Source organism: Micromonospora sp. AB353, from assembly GCF_049538395.1.
Classification (GTDB): Bacteria; Actinomycetota; Actinomycetes; order Mycobacteriales; family Micromonosporaceae; genus Micromonospora; species Micromonospora aurantiaca.
Genome location: NZ_JBMVFV010000015.1, coordinates 1 through 19,241, shown reverse-complemented (window position 1 = coordinate 19,241; position 19,241 = coordinate 1). Strand labels below are relative to the sequence as shown.

The following is a 19,241-nucleotide window of genomic DNA, read 5'->3' as shown; positions in this document are numbered from 1 at the left end:
GCCGCCTAGAACGGGATGTCGTCGTCGGAGGAGCCGGAGCCGACCACCGCGAACGGATCGGCGGCCTGCGTGATCGACCGTAGCGTCTCCGAGGGCGCGCGGCCCGCCTCCGAGACCCGGGTGGCCCACGCCGGGAACGGGAACTCCAGGCAGAGCGGCACCGGGATGTCCGGCTGGTTGACGAACATCGTGCCCGGCTTGGCCAGCAGCGCCCGCTGCCGCTGGGCGGGCGGAAGGAAGCCGTACTCCGGGCGGGACGCCTCGGCCGGATCGAGCCGGCCCACCACCCGGATCGCCGAGTTGGTGACGATCCGCCGTTCCACCTCGCTCGCGGTCTGCTGCGCGCCGACCAGGATCACGCCCAGCGAGCGGCCCCGCTCGGCGATGTCGAGCAGCACCTCCTTGATCGGCGACGAGCCCTCCCGCGGCGCGTACTTGTTCAGCTCGTCGAGCACGACGAACAGCAGCGGCTTGGCGGTGCCCGCCTTCTCCTTGCGCTCGAACTCGCTCTTGAGCGTCACACCGACCACGAACCGCTGCGCGCGGTCCGGCAGGTTGTGCAGGTCGACCACGGTCACCTGGGCGCTCTCCGCCGTGTTGATCGAGTGCGGGCGGCGGGTCGCCAGGTCACCACGGATCAACCGGCCCAGGTCCTTCTTGCTGCCGATCAGCCGCCGGGCGAACGCGTTGACGGTGCCCAGCCCGACCGCGCTGCCGGCCCACTCGCCGCGCGTCTCGTCGTCGTTGAGCTGCTCGACCACGTGGTCGACCAGATCGGCGTACGAGCCGAGCCGTACCCCGTCGATGCTCACCCCGCCGTCGGCCGGCTGGGCGTAGCGGGCCAGGTGCGCGGCCACCGAGTGGACCACCATCGTGTACTGCTGGCGCTCGTCGTCGGCGTCGGCGAACACGTACGGCAGCAGGCGGTCGGCGCAGAACTCGGACAGCGTCCAGTAGAAGCTGTCCACCCCGGTGAGCCGGCTGCTCACATCCGGCGTGCCGGAGGAGTCGCCGACCCGCGGCGGGGCGTACACCCGCACGTCCGGGAACGCCCCGGCGTCCAGGCCCAGCTTCGCGTACGCCGCCCGGGTCGGGTCGTCGAGCCGGCTGTTCGGGTGGTCGAGGAAGAGCAGATCCTCGCCCTTCACGTTGAAGATCAGCGCCTTGGCGTTCACCGCGTCGCCGCCCAGCACGCCGGAGCGGAACACCGAGTAGAGCAGGAACGTGGCGAAGCTCGTCTTGGTGGCGACACCGGAGATGCCGGAGATCGACACGTGTGCGCCCCGGGTGCCGTCGAGGAAGTCGGCGTTGAGATAGACCGGCACGCCGTCGCGGCCCATCCCCATCGGGATCCGCCGCTCCATCCGGTCGAAGTGCAGCGCCCGCGCCCGCGCGTCACCCTCGGCCCGGTGCACCACCGCGCCCGGCGTGGGCGGCACGTAGAACTCCGGGTCGACCCGCGTGGTGGTCACCTCGGCCGCCTCCTGCACCTGCGCCGGCAGGGTGCCGTCGGCGATGGCGAAGACGTCGGAGTCGAACTGCGCCCCCTCGTGCCGGGCACGCACCTGGGTCACCACCCCGGCGATCGTCACCGGCTCACGGTCGGGCAGGTCGCGGCGGGTCACCACCACGTCGTCGAGTTGCAGGTAGCTGCCCGGCGCGACGGCGGTCCAGAACGTGAGCGGGGTGGCGTCGGCGGTGCCGAGCACCCGGCCGACACCCTCGCCGGGCCCGTCGAGCTGATCGTCGGTCATCGGCGGTCTCCGGTCGGCTGGTCGTACCGTTGGCGGTGCACGTCGTGCATCCTGCCCGAGGGATGCGACAGGTTGCCACGCGACGCGGCGGACGCCACGCCACCCGTGCGCCGAACGGTAGCGGCCCGAATCCGCCCGACCACGATGCGTGCGTTTCCTCCACGTTCACCCCTCCACCGCCGTGGCGTGGTGCTGTCCGGCCCGGCCGCTCGGTGGAACACCATGGGTGTCTCCGCGGGCCTATGACACCCATGGAGTTCCACCCGTCGCCGTGCCCACCCCGAACTCGCCGCTTCCGGTCCGCCGTGTCCCGGTCCGCGGGAGTCGTGTCCCGCGTGTCAGGACAATGCAGAGATCTTGGTACGAAAGGGCCCCTCTAGGGGCCGTTTGATACCAAGATCTCGCGTGCCGCGTGCCGCGTGCCGCGTGCCGCGTGCCGGTCAGGCGGCGGGGGCGGCGCCGGCGGGTGGTGTCTCGGCGGGGTCGCGGGCGTAGCGCAGCATCAGCACGCCGTCGCCCGCGGCCAGCACGTGCCGCAGCGGCAGGTGACGCGGGAGGCTGGCGTCCCCGGCGGTGATCCGGCCCGGACCGGCACCGGCGAGCAGCGGCGCCACGGTCAGGCACAGCTCGTCGACCAGGTCGGCTGCGGTGAGCGCGCCGAACAGGTGCGGGCCGCCCTCGCAGAGCAGTTGGTCGAGCCCACGCCGGCGCAACTCGGCCAGGCCGGCGACGAGATCGACCCGCCCGGCACCGCGAATCCGCCCGACGCCGCCAGTCCGCCCGGCGCCGTCGGCCTGCGCAGGGTCGTCGGCCGTGTCGGTGCCGCAGCGGACCACGTCTGCCACGTCGGTGAGCCCGGGCGGCGGTGCGGCGTCGGCGTGGGTGAGCACGATCGGCCGGACCGGGGCGTCGGCGAACGCGGCCTGCGCCGGGTCGAGGTCGAGCGACCCGGAGACGACCACCAGCGTCGGGTACTCGGCGAGCCCGTGCTCGCGCCGCCAGGCCCGGCGTTCCGGGCTCAGCCGGACCGCCCGGTAGCCCTCGTGCCGCAGCGTGCCGGCGGCCACCACGAGAGCGTCGCAGAGCATCCGCAGCAGCCCGAAGACCCGCTTGTCCGGCTCGCCGGACAGCCCGGCCGAGTATCCGTCCAGTGTGACCGCCCCGTCGGCGCTGGCGACGAAGTTGACCCGCAGGTGCGGACGGGCCGCGCGGCCGTAGAGCGCGGTGAGCTGCGGATCGGTCAGCGCACCGGTGACGGGTGCGGGCCAGATCCGTTCGATCGGGGTTCCGACGGTCATTCGCCGGCCGGACCGGTGACCGGAGGGGTGGGTTCGGGGGTACGGTGCTGGCAGTCGCACCACTTCCGGCCAGGACAGTCGTCGTGCCGCCGTTCCCGGCAGGCTCGGCAGATCATGCAGGCAGCCTATGCCCAGGAAGGATGGGACGTCGTGTCGCGTCAGATCTTCCAGCTCATGGTGTCGCTGGCCGGCGTCCGGCCACCGGTGTGGCGGCGGGTGCTGGTGCCCGGCGGCTACACGCTGGACCGGCTGCACCGGGTGATCCAGCACGCGATGGGCTGGCGCGACTGCCACCTGCACTCGTTCGACGTCGACGGCCGGCAGTACGGCGAGCCCGACCCGGACGGCGAACTGGCGCTGCGCGACGAGCTGGACGTCCGGCTGGACGCGCTGGTGGGCAAGGGCGACCGCTTCCGCTACACGTACGACTTCGGTGACTGGTGGGAGCACGACCTGGTGGTGGAGGACTACTGCGCCGCCGACCCGGACGAGCGCTACCCGCTCTGCCTGGACGGGGAGCGGGCCTGCCCGCCGGAGGACGTGGGCGGCCCGGGCGGGTACGCGGTCCTGCTGGCCGCGCTCGCCGACCCGTCCCATCCGGAGCACCGGACCATGCGCGAGTGGGCCGGCCCGGCGTTCGATCCGGGCGTGTTCGACCCGGACCGCGCCACCGTCCTGCTGCGCCGCTGCTGCTGACCTGAGCCCCGCGGCGCCGCCGCACCGCTGACCGCGCGGTCCCCGCGCAGGGGCCGCGCGCCCACGCGGTAACGAAATGGGAACGCTCCCAACGGTCTATTGACACCCCTGTCACCTCCCGGCAACCTCATGGGAGCGCTCCCGAGAGTGGTGCGGATCTCCCTCCTGCCCGCTCCGGCCCGCGCGAAACGCACCCCCCACCACACAGCAGATATCGCCTCACCACCGAAAGAGGGGTCTCGGATGAGCGTCCCAATCCGTCGTCGGCGGTTCGCGGCCATCGCGCTCGCGTCCGTCGTCGTGCTCGGCACCACCGCCGCCTGCGGCGACGACTCGGACAGCGGCGACAGCGGCAGCGGCGGCGGCCCGGTCACGCTGGTCGTCGACGTCTTCGGCGACCAGGGCTTCGGCTACGAAGAGCTGTACAAGCAGTACGAAGCGGAGCACCCGAACGTCAAGATCCAGGAGCGGGGCAAGGGCCTCGGCCTCGGTGACTACAACACCCGCCTCACCCAGCAGATCACCGCTGGCTCGGGCGCCGGCGACGTGGTGGCCCTGGAAGAGGGCACGATCGTCCAGTTCTACGCCCAGGCCGACAAGTTCGTGAACCTGGCCGACCACGGCGCGAACGACCTCAAGGGCAACTTCCTGCCGTGGAAGTGGGAGCAGGGCACCACCCCCGACGGCAAGGTGCTGGGCCTCGGCACCGACGTCGGCTCGATGGCGCTGTGCTACCGCAGCGACCTGTTCAAGGCCGCCGGGCTGCCCACCGACCGCGAGCAGGTCGGCGCGCTCTGGCCGACCTGGGACGAGTTCATCGCCACCGGCCAGAAGTTCGCCGCCGCCGACAAGAAGCACAAGTTCGTCGACTCGGCGACCAACTTCTACAACGTCGTGCTGATGCAGATCGCGGGCCAGGGCACCGGCTACACCTACTACGACAAGAGCAACAAGCTGGTCATCGACCAGAACCCGGACGTGCAGGCCGCGTACCAGCTCACCACCAAGATGATCGCCGCCGGGCTGTCCAACAACCTCCAGTCCTTCTCCAACGAGTGGAACGCCGGCTTCAAGAACGGCACCTTCGCCACCATCGCCTGCCCCGCCTGGATGACCGGTGTCATCAAGGGCCAGGCCGGTGACGCGGCGGCCGGCAAGTGGGACATCGCCAAGGCGCCGGGCGCCGGTGGCAACTGGGGCGGCTCCTTCCTCGGCGTGCCGAAGTCGAGCAAGCACCAGAAGGAGGCCGCGGAGCTGGCCAAGTTCCTGACCAGCGCCAAGGGCCAGATCGGCGCGTACAAGGCGGTCGGCAACCTGCCCTCGAACCCGCAGGCGCTCACCGACCCGGCCGTGGCCGACTCGACCAACGAGTACTTCAGCAAGGCCCCGGTCGGCAAGATCTTCGCCGCCGGCGCCACCGACCTGAAGCCGGTCTACCTCGGCCCGAAGAACAACGCGGTCCGCACCGCCGTGGAGAACACGCTGCGCGCCGTGGAGCAGGGCAAGTCGGCCGACGAGCAGTGGCAGGCGGCCCTGAAGAACGGTGCGGCCGCCGGTAAGTGACCGGTTGAGCCGCCCGCGGGTGGCGTCGGCAGCCCCGGCTGCCGGCGCCACCCGCGGTGCCCGCAGAGTCCGGCGTCGCCCGTGTGGCGGGTGACGCCGGCCGAGGAGAAGGACTCCCCATGAGCCTCGACCTGCACGCCGCGGCGCCGCCCGAGCCCGGCGCGCCGCGCGCCGCCCGGCACACACGCCGCCGCGCCGCCTCGATGACCCGGCTGGACCTGAAGTACTCGCCGTACCTGTACGTCCTGCCGTTCTTCGTGATCTTCGCCGTGTTCGGCGTGTACCCGATCGCGTACACGGTCTGGATCGCGCTGACCGACCGGTCGCCGCTGAACTCGACGATCTCGTTCGTCGGGATGGACAACTTCGTCGAACTGATCACCGAGGACCCGCAGTTCTGGAACGCGGTGGTCAACACGTTCGGCATGTTCCTGCTCTCCACGGTGCCCCAGCTGCTGCTGGCACTGATGCTCGCGAACGCGCTGAACCGGAAGCTGCGCGCGCAGACGTTCTTCCGGATGGCCATCGCGATGCCGATCATCACCTCGACCGCTGTGGTCGCGCTGATCTTCTCGATGATCTACGCCAAGGACTTCGGCCTGGTCAACTGGCTGCTCGACAGCGTCGGCCTGGACCCGATCGACTGGCGGGCGAACCGCTTCGCCTCCTGGTTCGCCATCTCCACCATGGTCGACTGGCGCTGGGTCGGCTACAACGCGCTGATCTACCTGGCCGCCATGCAGTCGATCAGCAAGGACATGTACGAGGCCGCGGCGCTGGACGGCGCCTCCCGGCGGCGCCAGTTCTGGTCCATCACGGTCCCGCAGCTGCGCCCCACGATCATCTTCACGCTGATCATCTCCACCATCGGCGGCCTCCAGCTGTTCACCGAGCCCCTGCTGTTCACCAGCGGCTCGGGCGGTCTCTCCGGTGGTTCGGAGGGCCAGTTCCAGACCATCACGATGTACCTGCTCGACGTGATGAACCAGCGCTTCCGGTGGGGCTACGCCGGAGCGGTCGCGCTCGTGCTCTTCGTGCTCATCGCGTTGATGTCGGCGATCAACTACCTGCTCGCCCGCCGCATCAGCTCCGACAAGTGAGGTGACGAGATGACGACCACCGCCGTCCGCCCGCCCACCCGGCAGAGTCCGCCGGTCAAGACCGCCCACCGGGCCGAGCGGCTCTGGAAGGCCAGCCCGCTCACCATGATCGGCCTGATCTTCGGCGTGCTGCTGTCCCTGTTCCCGTTCTACTGGATGATCGTGATCGCCAGCCGGACGAACGACGCGGCCAACTCGTGGCCGCCGCCGTTCCTGCCCGGCGGCAAGCTCGGCGAGAACATCGAGCGGGTGCTCGCCAACAGCGACGCCAACATCGTCAAGGGCCTGATGAACTCGTTCCTGGTCTCCGGGACGATCACCGTCGCGACGGTGTTCTTCGGCTCGCTGGCCGGCTTCGCGTTCGCCAAGCTCCGTTTCCGGGGCAAGAACGCGCTGCTGCTGATCATCCTCACCTCGATGATGGTGCCGATCCAGCTCGGCGTGCTGCCGCTGTACATCCTGATGGCGAAGCTCGACTGGCTGAACACCATGCCGTCGGTGACCGTTCCGTTCCTGATCGGCGGCTTCGGCATCTTCATGATGCGCCAGTACGCCGAGCAGGCGGTACCGAACGAGTTGATCGAGGCCGCCCGGGTGGACGGCTGCTCCACCTGGCGGGTGTACTGGCACGTGGTGGCGCCCGCGCTGCGTCCGGCCGCCGCGGTGCTGGGCCTGCTGACCTTCATGGAGCAGTGGAACCAGTTCTTCTGGCCGTTCGTGGTGCTGGCGGACCCGTCCAACCCGACCGTCCAGATCTCGCTGCGCAGCCTCAACACCGCCTACTTCGCCGACAACTCGCAGATCTTCGCCGGTACGTTGATCGCGACCCTGCCCCTGTTCGTCGTGTTCGTTCTGTTCGGCCGCCAGATCATCGGCGGCATCATGGAAGGCGCCGTCAAGTCGTGAGCAACCCAGCAAGCCCGCCCGCCGTCGGCGTCCTCGACGCCGGTCCGGCCCTCACCTTCCCGCCCGACTTCCTCTGGGGTGCGGCGACCGCCGCGTACCAGATCGAGGGCGCGGCGACGGAGGGCGGCCGTACCCCGTCGATCTGGGACACCTTCAGCCACACGGAGGGCCGGACGGTGGCCGGGCACACCGGCGACGTGGCGTGCGACCACTACCACCGGATGCCTGACGACGTGCGGCTGATGGCCGACCTGGGCCTGCGGTCGTACCGCTTCTCGGTGAGCTGGCCGCGGGTGCAGCCGGGCGGCACCGGCGGGGTCAACCAGGAGGGCATGGACTTCTACCGCCGGCTGGTCGACGAGCTGCTCGGCCACGGCATCGAGCCGTGGCTGACGCTCTACCACTGGGACATGCCGCAGCCGCTGGAGGACGCGGGCGGCTGGCCGGCCCGCGACACCGCGGCCCGCTTCGCCGAGTACGCCCACCTGGTCGCCGAGGCGCTGGGTGACCGGGTGAAGTACTTCACCACGCTGAACGAGCCGTGGTGCTCGGCGTTCCTCGGTTACGGCTCCGGCGTGCACGCGCCGGGCCGCTCCGACGGCGCGGACGCGGTCCGGGCCGGGCACCACCTGATGCTCGGTCACGGCCTGGCCGTGCAGGCGGTCCGCGCGGTCCGCCCGGAGGCGCAGCTCGGCATCACCGTCAACCTGTACCCGGTGACCCCGGCGAGCGGGTCGGCGGCGGACGCCGACGCGGCCCGCCGGATCGACGCGCTGGCGAACCGGTTCTTCCTGGACCCGGTGCTGCGCGGGTCGTACCCGGCGGACCTCGTCGCGGACCTGCGTCAGATCACCGACATGGGGCACGTGCGCGACGGTGACCTGGCGACCATCTCTACGCCGCTGGACATGGTCGGGGTCAACTACTACAGCCGGCACGTGGTGGCCGCCCCGGTCGAGGGCGCGGAGCCGGAGCCCTACTGGCGGGCGCCGTCCTGCTGGCCGGGCAGCGAGGACGTCCGGTTCGTCACCCGGGGTGTCCCGGTGACGGACATGGACTGGGAGATCGACGCGCCGGGCCTGGTGGAGACGCTGGAGCGGGTCCACCGGGAGTACACCGACCTGCCGCTCTACGTCACCGAGAACGGCTCGGCGTTCGTCGACGAGCTGGTCGACGGCCGGGTGGACGACCCGGACCGGCTGGCCTACTTCTCCGCGCACCTGCGCGCGGCGCACGCCGCGATCGAGGCCGGTGTGCCGCTCAAGGGCTACTTCGCCTGGTCGCTCCTGGACAACTTCGAGTGGGCCTGGGGCTACACGAAGCGGTTCGGCATGGTCTATGTCGACTACGACAGCCAGGCCCGGATCGCGAAGTCCAGCGCCAGGTGGTACGCCGACGTGATCCGACGCAACGGACTGCCCGCACAATAAGCTGGGCCAGCCAGTAACGGGCGGCCCGGCGCCGACGCCTCAATCGGTGCCGGGCCCGCCCGACCGTCGGAGGAGCACAACGATGACAACGCAGCGCACCCGCTCGCTCGGGCGTCCGACCCTCGACGCGGTCGCGGCCCGCGCCGGCGTCGGGCGCGGCACGGTCTCCCGCGTGGTCAACGGCTCGCCGCAGGTCAGCCCGGAGGCCCGGGCCGCCGTCCAGCAGGCCATCGCCGAACTGGGGTACGTGCCGAATCGCGCCGCCCGTGCGCTGGTCACCCAGCGGACCGACTCGGTCGCACTGGTCGTGTCCGAGTCGGGGGAGCGGGTCTTCACCGAGCCGTTCTTCGCGGCCATCGTCCGGGGCGTCAGCTCCGGGCTGGTGGAGACGCCGATGCAGCTCTGGCTGGCCATGGTGCAGTCGCCGATCGAGCGGGAACGGGTCGAGCACCACCTGACCAACCAGCACGTGGACGGCGTACTCCTGCTGTCGCTGCACGACGCCGACCCGCTGCCCACGCTGCTGGAGGAGCGCGGCCTGCCGACGGTGCTCGGCGGCCGTCCGGCGCGGATGCTGCACCCGAACGCGCAGCCGGCGTGGTTCGTCGACATGGACAACGTCGGCGGCGCGCGGCAGGCGGTGGAGCACCTGTTCCGCCAGGGCCGCCGGCGGGTCGCGACCATCGCCGGCCCGCAGGACATGGGCGCCGGTCTGGCCCGGCTCTCCGGCTACCAGGAGGCCGTGCGTGCGTCCGGCAGCCGGGTCGATCCGGGCCTGATCGCGTACGGGGACTTCAGCGAGGGCAGCGGCACCGCCGCGATGCGCCGGCTGCTCGACGTCTGCCCGGAGCTGGACGCGGTGTTCGTCGCCTCCGACCTGATGGCGTTCGGCGCGCTGCGCGCGTTGCGCGAGGCCGGCCGCCGGGTGCCCGAGGACGTGGCGGTGATCGGCTTCGACGACGCCCCGATCGCGCGTCAGGCCGAGCCGCCGCTGACCACCGTGTTCCAGCCGGTGGAGGAGATGGGCCGGCAGATGGCCCGGCTGCTGGTGTCCCGCATCCGGGGCGAGGAGGTCCCCTCCCCGCACGTGCTGCTGGACACCGAGCTGATCCACCGGGCCTCCGCCTGACCCGGCCGGGCGGCGGGGGCCCGGTCAGGACCAGCGGCGCAGCTCCCGGCGGGCCAGCGACGCGCGGTGGACCTCGTCGGGGCCGTCGGCCAGGCGCAGCGTGCGGGCCGCCGCCCACAGCTCGGCCAGCGGGGTGTCCTGGCTGACCCCGGCCCCGCCGTACGCCTGGATGGCCTTGTCGATCACCCACTCGGCCATCAGCGGGGTAGCGATCTTGATGGCCTGGATCTCGGTGTGCGCGCCCTTGTTGCCGACGGTGTCCATCAGCCACGCGGTCTTGAGCACGAGCAGGCGGGCCTGCTCGATCCGGACCCGCGACTCGGCGATCCACTCGCGGACCACGCCCTGCTCGGCGAGCGGGCGGCCGAACGCGACCCGGTCGAGCACGCGTCGGCAGAGCAGTTCCAGGGCCCGCTCGGCCATGCCGACCAGGCGCATGCAGTGGTGGATCCGGCCGGGGCCGAGCCGGGCCTGGGCGATGGCGAACCCGGTGCCCTCCTCGCCGACCAGGTTGTCCACCGGCACCCGCACGTCGGAGAAGTCGATCTCGGCGTGCCCGCCGTGCGGGGCGTCGCTGTAGCCGAAGACCCGCATCCCGCGCCGTACCGTCACGCCGGGGGTGTCCCGGGGGACCAGGATCATGCTCTGCTGGCGGTGCCGGTCGGCGTCCGGGTCGGTCTTGCCCATCACGATGAAGATCTCGCAGCGCGGGTCCATCGCCCCGGACGACCACCACTTGCGGCCGTTGATGACGTAGTGGTCGCCGTCGCGGGTGATCCGGGTGGCGATGTTCGTCGCGTCCGAGGACGCCACCTCCGGCTCGGTCATGCAGAACGCGGACCGGATCTCACCGGCGAGCAGCGGCATGAGCCACTGCTTGCGCTGCTCCTCGGAGCCGAACTCGGCGAGCAGTTCCATGTTGCCGGTGTCCGGCGCGGCGCAGTTGAGCGCCTCCGGGGCCAGGTGCGGGCTGCGGCCGGTCAGCTCGGCCAGCGGCGCGTACTGGAGGTTGGTCAGCCCGGCGCCGTAGCGGGCGTCGGGCAGGAACAGGTTCCACAGCCCGCGCTCCCGCGCCTGCGCCTTCAGCTCCTCCATCACCGGCGGGCGCGCCCACGGGTCGCCGGCGGCAGCCACCTGCTCGTGGTGCACCGGCTCGGCCGGGTACACGCACTCGGTGAGGAACGCCTCCAGCCGCTGCCGCAGCTCGACCGTCCGGTCGTCGTACGCGAACTCCATCTAGCTCTCCCTCACCGCGTGCAGCCCGTGCGCCACGAGCGGCGCCACCATGTCGCCGATCCGGTCGAAGCCCTCGCCCAGCGTCTGCCCGAGCGTGTGCCGGTAGTGGATGCCCTCGCAGATCACCGCGAGCTTGAAACAGCCGAGCGCCACGTGCCAGTGCAGCGGGCCGACGTCGACGTCGCTGCGCCCGGCGTACCGCTCGATCAGTTCGGCGCCGGTGGGGAAGCCGGCGCGCGGCCCGATGCCGTCGGCCACCGGGTTGCCCGCGCCGTGGTCGCTGTCGCCGAGCACGTCCCAGTACGTCAGCAGCAGCCCGAGATCGGCCAGCGGGTCGCCGAGCGTGGCCATCTCCCAGTCGAGCACCGCGCGCACCGCCACCGGGTCGACGGTGGCGAGCAGGTTGTCCAGCCGGTAGTCGCCGTGCACGATCCGGCCCGCGTTCGCGCCCTCGGGCACGCTGGCGGCCAGCGCGTCGCGCAGCTCGTCGATGCCGGGCAGCGGCCGGCTGCGGGACCGGTCGAGCTGGCCGGCCCAGCGGCGTACCTGCCGGGCCAGGTAGCCCTCCGGGCGGCCGAAGTCGGCCAGCCCCACCTCGGCCGGCTCGACCCGGTGCAGCGTGGCGAGCGTGTCCATCATCGCCATGGCGAGGTCGCGCCGCTGCGCGGCGGTGAGCGCGTCGGTCTGCTCCCGCCGCCGGTAGACCTCGCCGTCGACCTTCGCCATCAGGTAGAACGGCGCGCCGATGACGCTCTCGTCGGCGCACAGCAGCAGCGCCTCCGGCACCGGTACGCCGGTCGGCGCGAGCGCCGAGATCACCCGGTGCTCGCGGGCCATGTCGTGCGCGGTGGCGAGCACGTGCCCGAGGGGCGGCCGGCGCAGCACCACCTCGCGGTCACCGGTGCGCAGCAGGTAGGTGAGGTTGGACTTGCCGCCGGCGATCAGCCGCGCCGACAGCGGCCCGCTCAGGTCCGGCCGGTGGACGGCCAGGTGGGCGGCGAGCCGGTCGAGGTCGAGCCCGCGCGGGGCGGAACCGGTCGGGGGCGCGGCGACATCGGCGGCCGGATCGGTCATCCGATTAGTTGATGGCAGCTCAGCTTTGTTGTCAAGGTCGGGTTTTCCCGGCGGGACATGCCCCTGCAACAGGGGCGAAATGGTCAACCGGCAGGCTGGGGCCCAGCCTGCCGGCCGCTCGGCCGGCCCGCCGAGCGGAGGGGATCAGACATGCTGCTGAGAGTTCGGGTGACCCTGCCGGACCGTCCGGGCACGCTCGGCCAGGTGGCCCGGACACTCGGCGTCTCCGGCGCGGACATCGTGCAGGTGGTGGTGCTGGAACGGCTCGGTGGCCGGGCGGTGGACGACTTCACCGTGGTCTGGCCGGGTGCGGCGCGGGTGGAGCGGATGCTCGCCGGGCTGGCGGCGATCCCCGGCGTCCGGGTGGACGGGGTGTGGCGGGCGATCGGCGCGCCCACCACCACCGGGCAGGACGCCGAACTGCTCGCCCAGGTGGCGGCGAACCCGGTCGACGGGGTGGCCACGCTCGTCGACGCGGTGCCGGGGCTGCTCGCCGCGGACTGGGCGGTGGTCGCCGTCGTACCCCTGGACTGGGCCTCGCGCAGCGGCGAGGCCGGAGTCGCCGCGATCGGCCACGCGAGCTGGCGGGCGCCGGTGCCGCCGCGGCTGCCGGAGGTGACCCCGCTGCGGGCGCGCGCCATGACCAGTCCGGACGGGCACCACTACGCGGTGGCGCCGTTCGGCCGGGCCGGGCTGGTGCTCGTGGTCGCCCGCGACCACAGCGAGCCGCTCGCCGCCGCCGGGTTCCACTCCACCGAGGTGGACCGGCTCGCGCAGCTCGTCCGCGCCAGCGCGGTGATCCTCGGCGACCGGCTGGACCTGGTCGGCACGCCGCCGGTGACCACCGTCACCTGACCGGACGGCCCGCGTCACCCCGGGGCAACGGGCCCGCAACAGGCGCACGGCATGGTCGGTGCCGAGGAAGGGAGACAACCATGGCGCTGTGGCGGATCCGAGCCACCGTGGACGACCGGCCGGGCTACCTGTCGGTGCTCACGGCGAGCCTCGCGTTGCGCGGGGTCAACATCCTCAGCGTGCAGGTGCACACCACCGAGGCCGGCGCGGTCGACGACTTCCTGGTCGACGCGCCCGAGCAGGTGACCGAGGCGGAGCTGCGGGCCGCGGTGGAGCGGGGCCGGGGCCGGGACTGCTGGATCGCGCGCAGCGGGGCGCGCGGGCTGGCCGACGAGCCGACCCGGCTGCTCGGGCTCGCCGGGCGGCTGGTGCGTGACCCGGAGGCGACCGGCGAGGTGCTGCGGACGCTGCTCGGCGCCGACACGGTGACCTGGCGTCCGACGCCCGCCGCCGCGCCGGGCGGGGTGGGCGGCACGACGATGGTGCTCGCCGACCCGGCCGGCGGCGCGCACGAGCTGCACCGCCGGGAGCCCAGCTTCACCCCGGCCGAGTACGCCCGCGCGCAGGCCCTCGTCGAGCTGGCGGCGACGCTGGCCCGCCGGGACGCCGACCGGATCACCCTGGTGCTGCCGGACGGCGGCGAGGTGTCGGTGCGGGCCGCGACCACCGAGGACGTCCCCGGCGTACGCGACCTGCACGCCGCCTGCTCGGCGCGCAGCCGGCAGCGGCGCTACCTGAGCGGGGCGGCGGACCCGTCGCCGGCCCGGCTGCGCCGGCTGCTGGAACCGGCGCGGGGCGTGACGCTGCTCGCCACGGCGGGCTCCGGCGGGGCGGCGGAGCCGGTCGTGGCGATGGCGAACCTGCTCGGCGAGGGCGACGAGGCCGAGGCGGCGTTGCTGGTCCGCGACGACTGGCAGCGGCGGGGTCTCGGCTCGGCGTTGCTGCGCCGCCTGGTCGGCCACGCCGACCGGGCCGGCTACGCCGCCGTGCTGCTGCACGTGCAGTCCGAGAACACGCCGATGCTGCGGACGCTGCGCCGGCTGGACCGGCCGGTGGCGATGGAACGCGACGGCAGCGTGCTGACCGCGACGCTGCCGCTGGCCCCACGGCCGCCGGTCGAGCCCGCCGCGCGGGCCGGGGTGACGGTGCCGGCACAGCGGTCGAGTTGAGCTGACGGCCGCCGGCCGGATCCCGGAGGTGCGCCGCAACGGCGCGGCCCACCCGAGGGGTACGGCCCGGACGGCCGGAACCGGCGCGGTCACGCGCCACAGGGGCCGACCTCCGATACGGAGGACGGTGACACGGCGGGGCTCCCGATGCGGGGGCCCCGCCCGTCTGTGCGCGATCAGGTGGCCGGGTAGCTGCTGTAGTCGGGGAAGTTGCCGTAGAGCCGGCCGTCGCCGCCCACAGTGACCGCCTGCACGAGCAGGTCGCCGCCGACGAACGCGCCCTTCCAGGACGCGCCCCGGCCGCCGAACGGCTCGTCCCGGTCGCCCCGGGAGCGCGGCTTGTTGATGCCCACCTTGAACGCCTGCAGGTCCACCGCCAGCTTGCCGGCGAGTTCCTCGTCGTCGCAGGCGAGCGACGCGACGAGCGCGCCGTTCGAGGCGTTCATCTGGGCCAGCAGCTCGTCGGTGGTGTCCACCACGACGATGGTGTCGACCGGGCCGAACGGCTCGGCGTGCATGAGGCGGGACCGGCCGGGCGGGGCCAGCAGCACGGCCGGTGCGACGTACGCGGACGTGTCCTGCCCGTCCAGGAACGGTGCGCCGTCCAGCTTGCCGCGGTGCAGCGGCACGGCGCCGCCGCGTACCGCCTCGTCGACTTTGCGCCGCAGCTCGTCGGCCTTCGCCCCGCTGATCAGCGGCCCGAAGTCCAGTTCGGGCAGCGGGTCGCCGGCCGCCCAGTCGTCGCCGACGGCGAGCGGGTGCCCGAACCGGATCGAGCGCACCACCGGCAGGTACATGTCGAGGAACTCGTCGACCAGGTCGCGCTGGACCACGAACCGGGGGTACGCGGTGCAGCGCTGCTTGCCGTACTCGAAGCCCTTGCGCAGGTGGGCGGCGAGGGAGTCCCACTGGGAGAAGTTCCAGATGCCCCAGGCGTTGAGGCCCTCCTGCTCGATGAAGTGCCGCTTGTCGCAGTCGAGCAGCGCGGCGGCGACCTTGCCGCCGTTGGAGCGCCCGCCGACGAACGCCACGGCGCCGATCTCCGGCGCGCGGACGAGCACCTCGGACAGTTCCTCGCCGCTGCCGGACAGCAGCGTGGCGGGCAGGCCGGCGCGGCGCATCAGCGCGTGCGCGACGGTGAGGCAGACCGCGCCGCCCTGCGACGGCGTCTTGGCGATGACCGCGTTGCCGGCGAGCAACTGCACCAGCTCGGCGTGCACGAGCACGCTCATCGGGTAGTTCCAGGAGGCGATGTTGCTGACCGGGCCGGGCAGCGGCTCCCGCCCGCCGGCGAGCATCCGCTCGATCTCCTGTACGTACCAGCGCACGCCGTCCAGCGCGCGGTCCACGTCGGCGCAGGCCAGCCGCCACGGCTTGCCGATCTCCCAGACCAGCAGCAGGGCGAGCAGGTCGCGGTGTGCGGTGAGCGCGTCGAGCGCGTCGGTGACCCGGGCGACGCGCTCGGCCAACGGGGTCCGTGCCCACTCCCGGTGCGCGTCGGCGGCGTGGGCGACGGCGGCGCGGGCCGTGTCGGCGTCGAGCCGGGCGAGGTTCACCAGCACGGTGTTGTCCACCGGGGTCCGTACGGCGGTGGGCGTGCCGAGCGCGCGCCAGTCGCCCCGGACGAGGTTGTGCAGCGTCGTGGTGCCGTCGGGGCCGGTGCCGAACGCCTCGGGCGTGGCGGCCACCGCCCGGGCGAGGGTGTCGGACCAGGAGGTGCCCTCGGCGAGTCGTAGAGCCATCGCGATCTCCTCAGTGTCGTCCGGGGAGCGGCGGCGTCGATGGCACCGCAGGTGAGGCGTACTGTCCCGCGGGCCGGAGCGGGCGGGCAACCGTACGCTCGTATGCCAGGACGGCCGCGCTGCCGTCGGCGCTCTCGCGGGTGCGCTCACCACCGTGACGATGCCGCTGAGCTGGGACCGAGCACGCTCTATATCGACAGAAGTCGATAGTGTGATCCAGCTCCCGATGGTTACCCGTGAGTACGCCCGGGTCTCCCGGACCAGCGCGCTCTTCCCCTGTGATGAACGGCGCATTACATTGTCGGTTGTCCATGGGAGCGCTCCCGAAGCTCTCGCGGACACCCCACCACCACCGCCACGCGGCAGCCGGAGCCCCGCGAGACCGTCCCCGCTCCGGCTGCCGCCCGGCGCCAGCCACAGGAGCTCGCCATGCCCCGTCCGATTCCGCCGCCGGGAGGCCGGTCCCGGCTCCGCCGGCTGTTCGCCGCCGGCGCCGCGCTGGCCGTCGGCCTGGCCACGGCCGTCGCCGCCCCGCCACCCGCGTCCGCCGCCGCCGCACAGGCCGCGCCAGCGTTCAACTACGCCGAGGCGTTGCAGAAGTCGCTGTTCTTCTACGAGGCGCAGCAGTCGGGCCGCAAGCCCTCCTGGAACCGGGTCTCCTGGCGCGGCGACTCGGCGCTCACCGACGGCGCCGACGTCGGCGTCGACCTCACCGGCGGCTGGTACGACGCCGGCGACCACGTGAAGTTCGGCTTCCCGATGGCGTTCAGCGCCACCATGCTGGCGTGGGGCGCGGTCGAGTACCGCGACGGGTACGTCGCCTCCGGCCAGCTCACCCACCTGCTGAACAACCTGCGCTTCGTCAACGACTACTTCGTCAAGGCGCACCCCGCCCCGAACGTCCTCTACGGACAGGTCGGCAAGGGCGACGACGACCACAAGTGGTGGGGCCCGGCCGAGGTGATGCCGATGGCGCGGCCGGCGTACAAGATCGATGCGAGCTGTGGCGGCGCGGACCTGGCGGGGGAGACGGCGGCCGCGATGGCCGCCTCCTCGATGGTGTTCCGGCCCACCGACGCGGCCTACGCGGACAAGCTGCTCGGCCACGCCAAGCAGCTCTACACGTTCGCCGACACGGTGCGGAAGAGCTACCACGAGTGCATCACCGACGCGACGAGCTTCTACAAGTCGTGGAGCGGCTACCAGGACGAACTGGTGTGGGGCGCGATCTGGCTGTACCGGGCCACCGGCGACGCCACCTACCTGGCCAAGGCCGAGAGCGAGTACGACAGGCTCGGCACCGAGCCGCAGTCCACCACCCGCTCCTACAAGTGGACCATCGCCTGGGACAACAAGCAGTTCGGCGCGTACGTGCTGCTGGCGAACCTCACCGGCAAGCAGAAGTACGTCGACGACGCCAACCGGTGGCTGGACTACTGGACGGTGGGCGTCAACGGGCAGCGGGTGCCGTACTCGCCCGGCGGGATGGCGGTGCTCGACTCCTGGGGCGCGCTGCGGTACGCCTCGAACACCGCGTTCGCCGCGCTCGTCTACAGCGACAAGACCACGGACACCACGCGTAAGGCGCGCTACCACGACTTCGCCGTCCGGCAGATCGACTACGCGCTCGGCGACAACCCGCGCAACTCCAGCTACCAGATCGGCTTCGGCGCCAACTCGCCGCGCAACCCGCACCACCGCACCGCGCACGGCTCCTGGTGGGACAGCCAGACCGTACCCACCGAGACCCGGCACGTGCTCTACGGCGCGCTGGTCGGCGGCCCGTCGGCGGCGAACGACGCGTACACCGACAGCCGGTCGGACTACGTGATGAACGAGGTCGCCACCGACTACAACGCCGGCTTCACCTCCGCGCTGGCCCGGCTGACGAACGAGTACGGCGGCAGCCCACGCGCCGGTTTCCCGTCCGCCGAGACGCCCGACATGGACGAGATGACTGTGGAGACCACAGTGATGCAGGCCGAGCCGCGCGCCACCGGGCTCAAGGCGATCATCTACAACAAGTCGGCGTTCCCGGCCCGGGCGCTGACGACCGGTAAGTTCCGGTACTTCTTCCGGCCCGACGGCACCGGACCGGTCACCGTCACGCCCGGCTACACCCAGGGCTGCCCGTCCCCGTCCACGGCGAAGCAGTTCTCCGGCGACATCTGGTACGTCGAGGTCGACTGCACCGGCTACACCATCGCGCCGGCCGGGCAGTCGCAGCACCGGATGGAGGTCCAGTTCAAGATCGGGGTGCCGGAGGGCGGCACCTGGGATCCGACGAACGACCCGTCGTACCAGGCCACCGCCGGGCCGAACCGCAAGGTGCCGCTCTACTCCGGCGGCGTCCGCGTCTGGGGCGAGGAGCCCGGCCCCGTCACCCCGGACACCACCGCGCCCTCGGTGCCCGGCACGCCCGTCGCGTCCGCCGTCACGTCGAGCGGGCTCACGCTGACCTGGGCCGCGTCCACCGACACCGGCGGCAGCGGCCTGGCCGGATACGAGATCACCCAGTCCCAGACCGGCAGCGACGCGCTGGTGCTGCGTACCGCCACCACGAACACCCTGGTCGTGACCGGGCTGCTGCCGGAGCGGACGTACCAGTTCACCGTGCGGGCGCTCGACGGCGCCGGCAACCGCTCCGCGTCGTCGGCCGCCGTCAGCGTCTCCACGCCGGCCGGCCCGGCGCCGGACACCACACCGCCGACCGCGCCCGGTACGCCCACCGCCTCCGCGGTCGGCCCGACCGGCCTGACGCTGACCTGGGGCCCGTCCAGCGACGCGGTCGGCGTCACCGGGTACCGCGTCTACCGCGGCGGGAACGTCCTGGTCGGTACCGCCACCGGCACCACGCTGGCGGTGACCGGGCTGACCGCCTCCACCACGTACACGTTCACAGTGGTGGCGGTGGACGCGGCCGGCAACGTCTCGCCCGCGTCGCCCGGCGTCACGGTGACCACCACGGCCCCGCCCACCGGCGGCGCCTGCGCGGTGACCTGGACGGCGAACTCCTGGGACACCGGGTTCACCGCGAACGTCACCGTCGCCAACACCGGCACCACGCCGATCAACGGCTGGACGCTGGCGTTCACCTTCGGCAACGCCGGGCAGAAGGTCGGGCAGGCGTGGTCGGCGAACGTGACCCAGACCGGTACGGCGGTGACCGCGTCGAACCTGTCCTACAACGGGACGCTGGCGCCGGGGGCGTCGACCAGCTTCGGCTTCAACGGCACCCACACCGGCGCCAACCCGAAGCCCGCCGCGTTCACGCTGAACGGCTCCGCCT

General features: G+C 72.5%; 14 protein-coding genes. 9 read left to right on the top strand and 5 right to left on the bottom strand.

Annotated elements, in window-relative coordinates; all coding sequences use genetic code 11:
* Positions 1–5: 5 nt before the first annotated feature.
* Together ACPCK6_RS09745 and ACPCK6_RS09740 are read right to left on the bottom strand one after the other, a co-directional pair.
* Positions 6–1,754: an ATP-binding protein gene (locus tag ACPCK6_RS09745; RefSeq protein WP_043325613.1), complete on the bottom strand. Its 1,749-nt coding sequence runs from the start codon at positions 1,752–1,754 to the stop codon at positions 6–8.
* Between the two features lie 440 nt (positions 1,755–2,194).
* Positions 2,195–3,052 (bottom strand): pyrimidine reductase family protein, encoded by an 858-nt coding sequence (locus ACPCK6_RS09740; protein ID WP_423480912.1) that lies wholly within the window; start codon positions 3,050–3,052, stop codon positions 2,195–2,197.
* Between the two features lie 150 nt (positions 3,053–3,202).
* Here ACPCK6_RS09740 and ACPCK6_RS09735 point away from each other — a divergent pair, with 150 nt between their 5' ends.
* From ACPCK6_RS09735 to ACPCK6_RS09710, 6 genes are all read left to right on the top strand, one after another.
* Positions 3,203–3,748 carry a plasmid pRiA4b ORF-3 family protein gene (locus ACPCK6_RS09735; RefSeq protein ID WP_423480911.1) on the top strand — a complete coding sequence of 182 codons (546 nt, stop codon included), beginning with the start codon at positions 3,203–3,205 and terminating at the stop codon, positions 3,746–3,748.
* Between the two features lie 243 nt (positions 3,749–3,991).
* Entirely contained in the window at positions 3,992–5,311 is a 1,320-nt protein-coding gene (locus tag ACPCK6_RS09730) for an ABC transporter substrate-binding protein (protein ID WP_318333100.1), read from the top strand.
* A gap of 119 nt (positions 5,312–5,430) precedes the next feature.
* Entirely contained in the window at positions 5,431–6,411 is a 981-nt protein-coding gene (locus ACPCK6_RS09725) for a carbohydrate ABC transporter permease (RefSeq protein ID WP_013284856.1), read from the top strand.
* 105 nt (positions 6,412–6,516) lie between these two features.
* Complete coding sequence (locus ACPCK6_RS09720; protein WP_030274682.1) at positions 6,517–7,317, top strand: carbohydrate ABC transporter permease; 801 nt, start codon at positions 6,517–6,519, stop codon at positions 7,315–7,317.
* Positions 7,314–8,747: a GH1 family beta-glucosidase gene (locus ACPCK6_RS09715; RefSeq protein WP_396883871.1), complete on the top strand. Its 1,434-nt coding sequence runs from the start codon at positions 7,314–7,316 to the stop codon at positions 8,745–8,747. Before ACPCK6_RS09720 ends, ACPCK6_RS09715 begins: the two co-directional genes overlap by 4 nt.
* A gap of 82 nt (positions 8,748–8,829) precedes the next feature.
* Entirely contained in the window at positions 8,830–9,876 is a 1,047-nt protein-coding gene (locus ACPCK6_RS09710) for a LacI family DNA-binding transcriptional regulator (protein WP_135238999.1), read from the top strand.
* 24 nt (positions 9,877–9,900) lie between these two features.
* On the opposite strand, the gene ACPCK6_RS09705 is transcribed toward ACPCK6_RS09710, so the two are convergent.
* Both ACPCK6_RS09705 and ACPCK6_RS09700 read right to left on the bottom strand, forming a co-directional pair.
* Positions 9,901–11,112, bottom strand: coding sequence for an acyl-CoA dehydrogenase family protein (locus tag ACPCK6_RS09705; RefSeq protein ID WP_396883870.1), 1,212 nt, complete (start codon positions 11,110–11,112; stop codon positions 9,901–9,903).
* Complete coding sequence (locus tag ACPCK6_RS09700) at positions 11,113–12,186, bottom strand: phosphotransferase family protein (protein WP_423480910.1); 1,074 nt, start codon at positions 12,184–12,186, stop codon at positions 11,113–11,115.
* A 150-nt stretch (positions 12,187–12,336) separates the two neighbouring features.
* Here ACPCK6_RS09700 and ACPCK6_RS09695 point away from each other — a divergent pair, with 150 nt between their 5' ends.
* Together ACPCK6_RS09695 and ACPCK6_RS09690 are read left to right on the top strand one after the other, a co-directional pair.
* On the top strand, positions 12,337–13,041 hold the full coding sequence (locus tag ACPCK6_RS09695) for an ACT domain-containing protein (RefSeq protein WP_194803257.1): 705 nt from the start codon (positions 12,337–12,339) through the stop codon (positions 13,039–13,041).
* An 80-nt stretch (positions 13,042–13,121) separates the two neighbouring features.
* Complete coding sequence (locus ACPCK6_RS09690; protein ID WP_423480909.1) at positions 13,122–14,210, top strand: GNAT family N-acetyltransferase; 1,089 nt, start codon at positions 13,122–13,124, stop codon at positions 14,208–14,210.
* A 176-nt stretch (positions 14,211–14,386) separates the two neighbouring features.
* Here the strand turns inward: ACPCK6_RS09690 and ACPCK6_RS09685 are convergent, their stop codons facing one another.
* Positions 14,387–15,952 (bottom strand): aldehyde dehydrogenase family protein, encoded by a 1,566-nt coding sequence (locus ACPCK6_RS09685; RefSeq protein ID WP_423480908.1) that lies wholly within the window; start codon positions 15,950–15,952, stop codon positions 14,387–14,389.
* A 429-nt stretch (positions 15,953–16,381) separates the two neighbouring features.
* Between ACPCK6_RS09685 and ACPCK6_RS09680 the strand changes: the two genes are divergently transcribed.
* The coding region (locus tag ACPCK6_RS09680) for a glycoside hydrolase family 9 protein (protein ID WP_423480907.1) at positions 16,382–19,241 on the top strand (2,860 nt) is incomplete at its 3' end.

Bases quoted from the DNA above. Each gene is read 5' to 3' on its own strand.
- ACPCK6_RS09695 (WP_194803257.1), top strand. From the start codon at position 12,337: ATGCTGCTGAGAGTTCGGGTGACCCTGCCGGACCGTCCGGGCACGCTC.
- ACPCK6_RS09710 (WP_135238999.1), top strand. From the start codon at position 8,830: ATGACAACGCAGCGCACCCGCTCGCTCGGGCGTCCGACCCTCGACGCG.
- ACPCK6_RS09685 (WP_423480908.1), bottom strand. From the start codon at position 15,952: ATGGCTCTACGACTCGCCGAGGGCACCTCCTGGTCCGACACCCTCGCC.
- ACPCK6_RS09730 (WP_318333100.1), top strand. From the start codon at position 3,992: ATGAGCGTCCCAATCCGTCGTCGGCGGTTCGCGGCCATCGCGCTCGCG.
- ACPCK6_RS09745 (WP_043325613.1), bottom strand. From the start codon at position 1,754: ATGACCGACGATCAGCTCGACGGGCCCGGCGAGGGTGTCGGCCGGGTG.
- ACPCK6_RS09700 (WP_423480910.1), bottom strand. From the start codon at position 12,186: ATGACCGATCCGGCCGCCGATGTCGCCGCGCCCCCGACCGGTTCCGCC.
- ACPCK6_RS09705 (WP_396883870.1), bottom strand. From the start codon at position 11,112: ATGGAGTTCGCGTACGACGACCGGACGGTCGAGCTGCGGCAGCGGCTG.
- ACPCK6_RS09720 (WP_030274682.1), top strand. From the start codon at position 6,517: ATGATCGGCCTGATCTTCGGCGTGCTGCTGTCCCTGTTCCCGTTCTAC.
- ACPCK6_RS09740 (WP_423480912.1), bottom strand. From the start codon at position 3,052: ATGACCGTCGGAACCCCGATCGAACGGATCTGGCCCGCACCCGTCACC.
- ACPCK6_RS09690 (WP_423480909.1), top strand. From the start codon at position 13,122: ATGGCGCTGTGGCGGATCCGAGCCACCGTGGACGACCGGCCGGGCTAC.
- ACPCK6_RS09725 (WP_013284856.1), top strand. From the start codon at position 5,431: ATGAGCCTCGACCTGCACGCCGCGGCGCCGCCCGAGCCCGGCGCGCCG.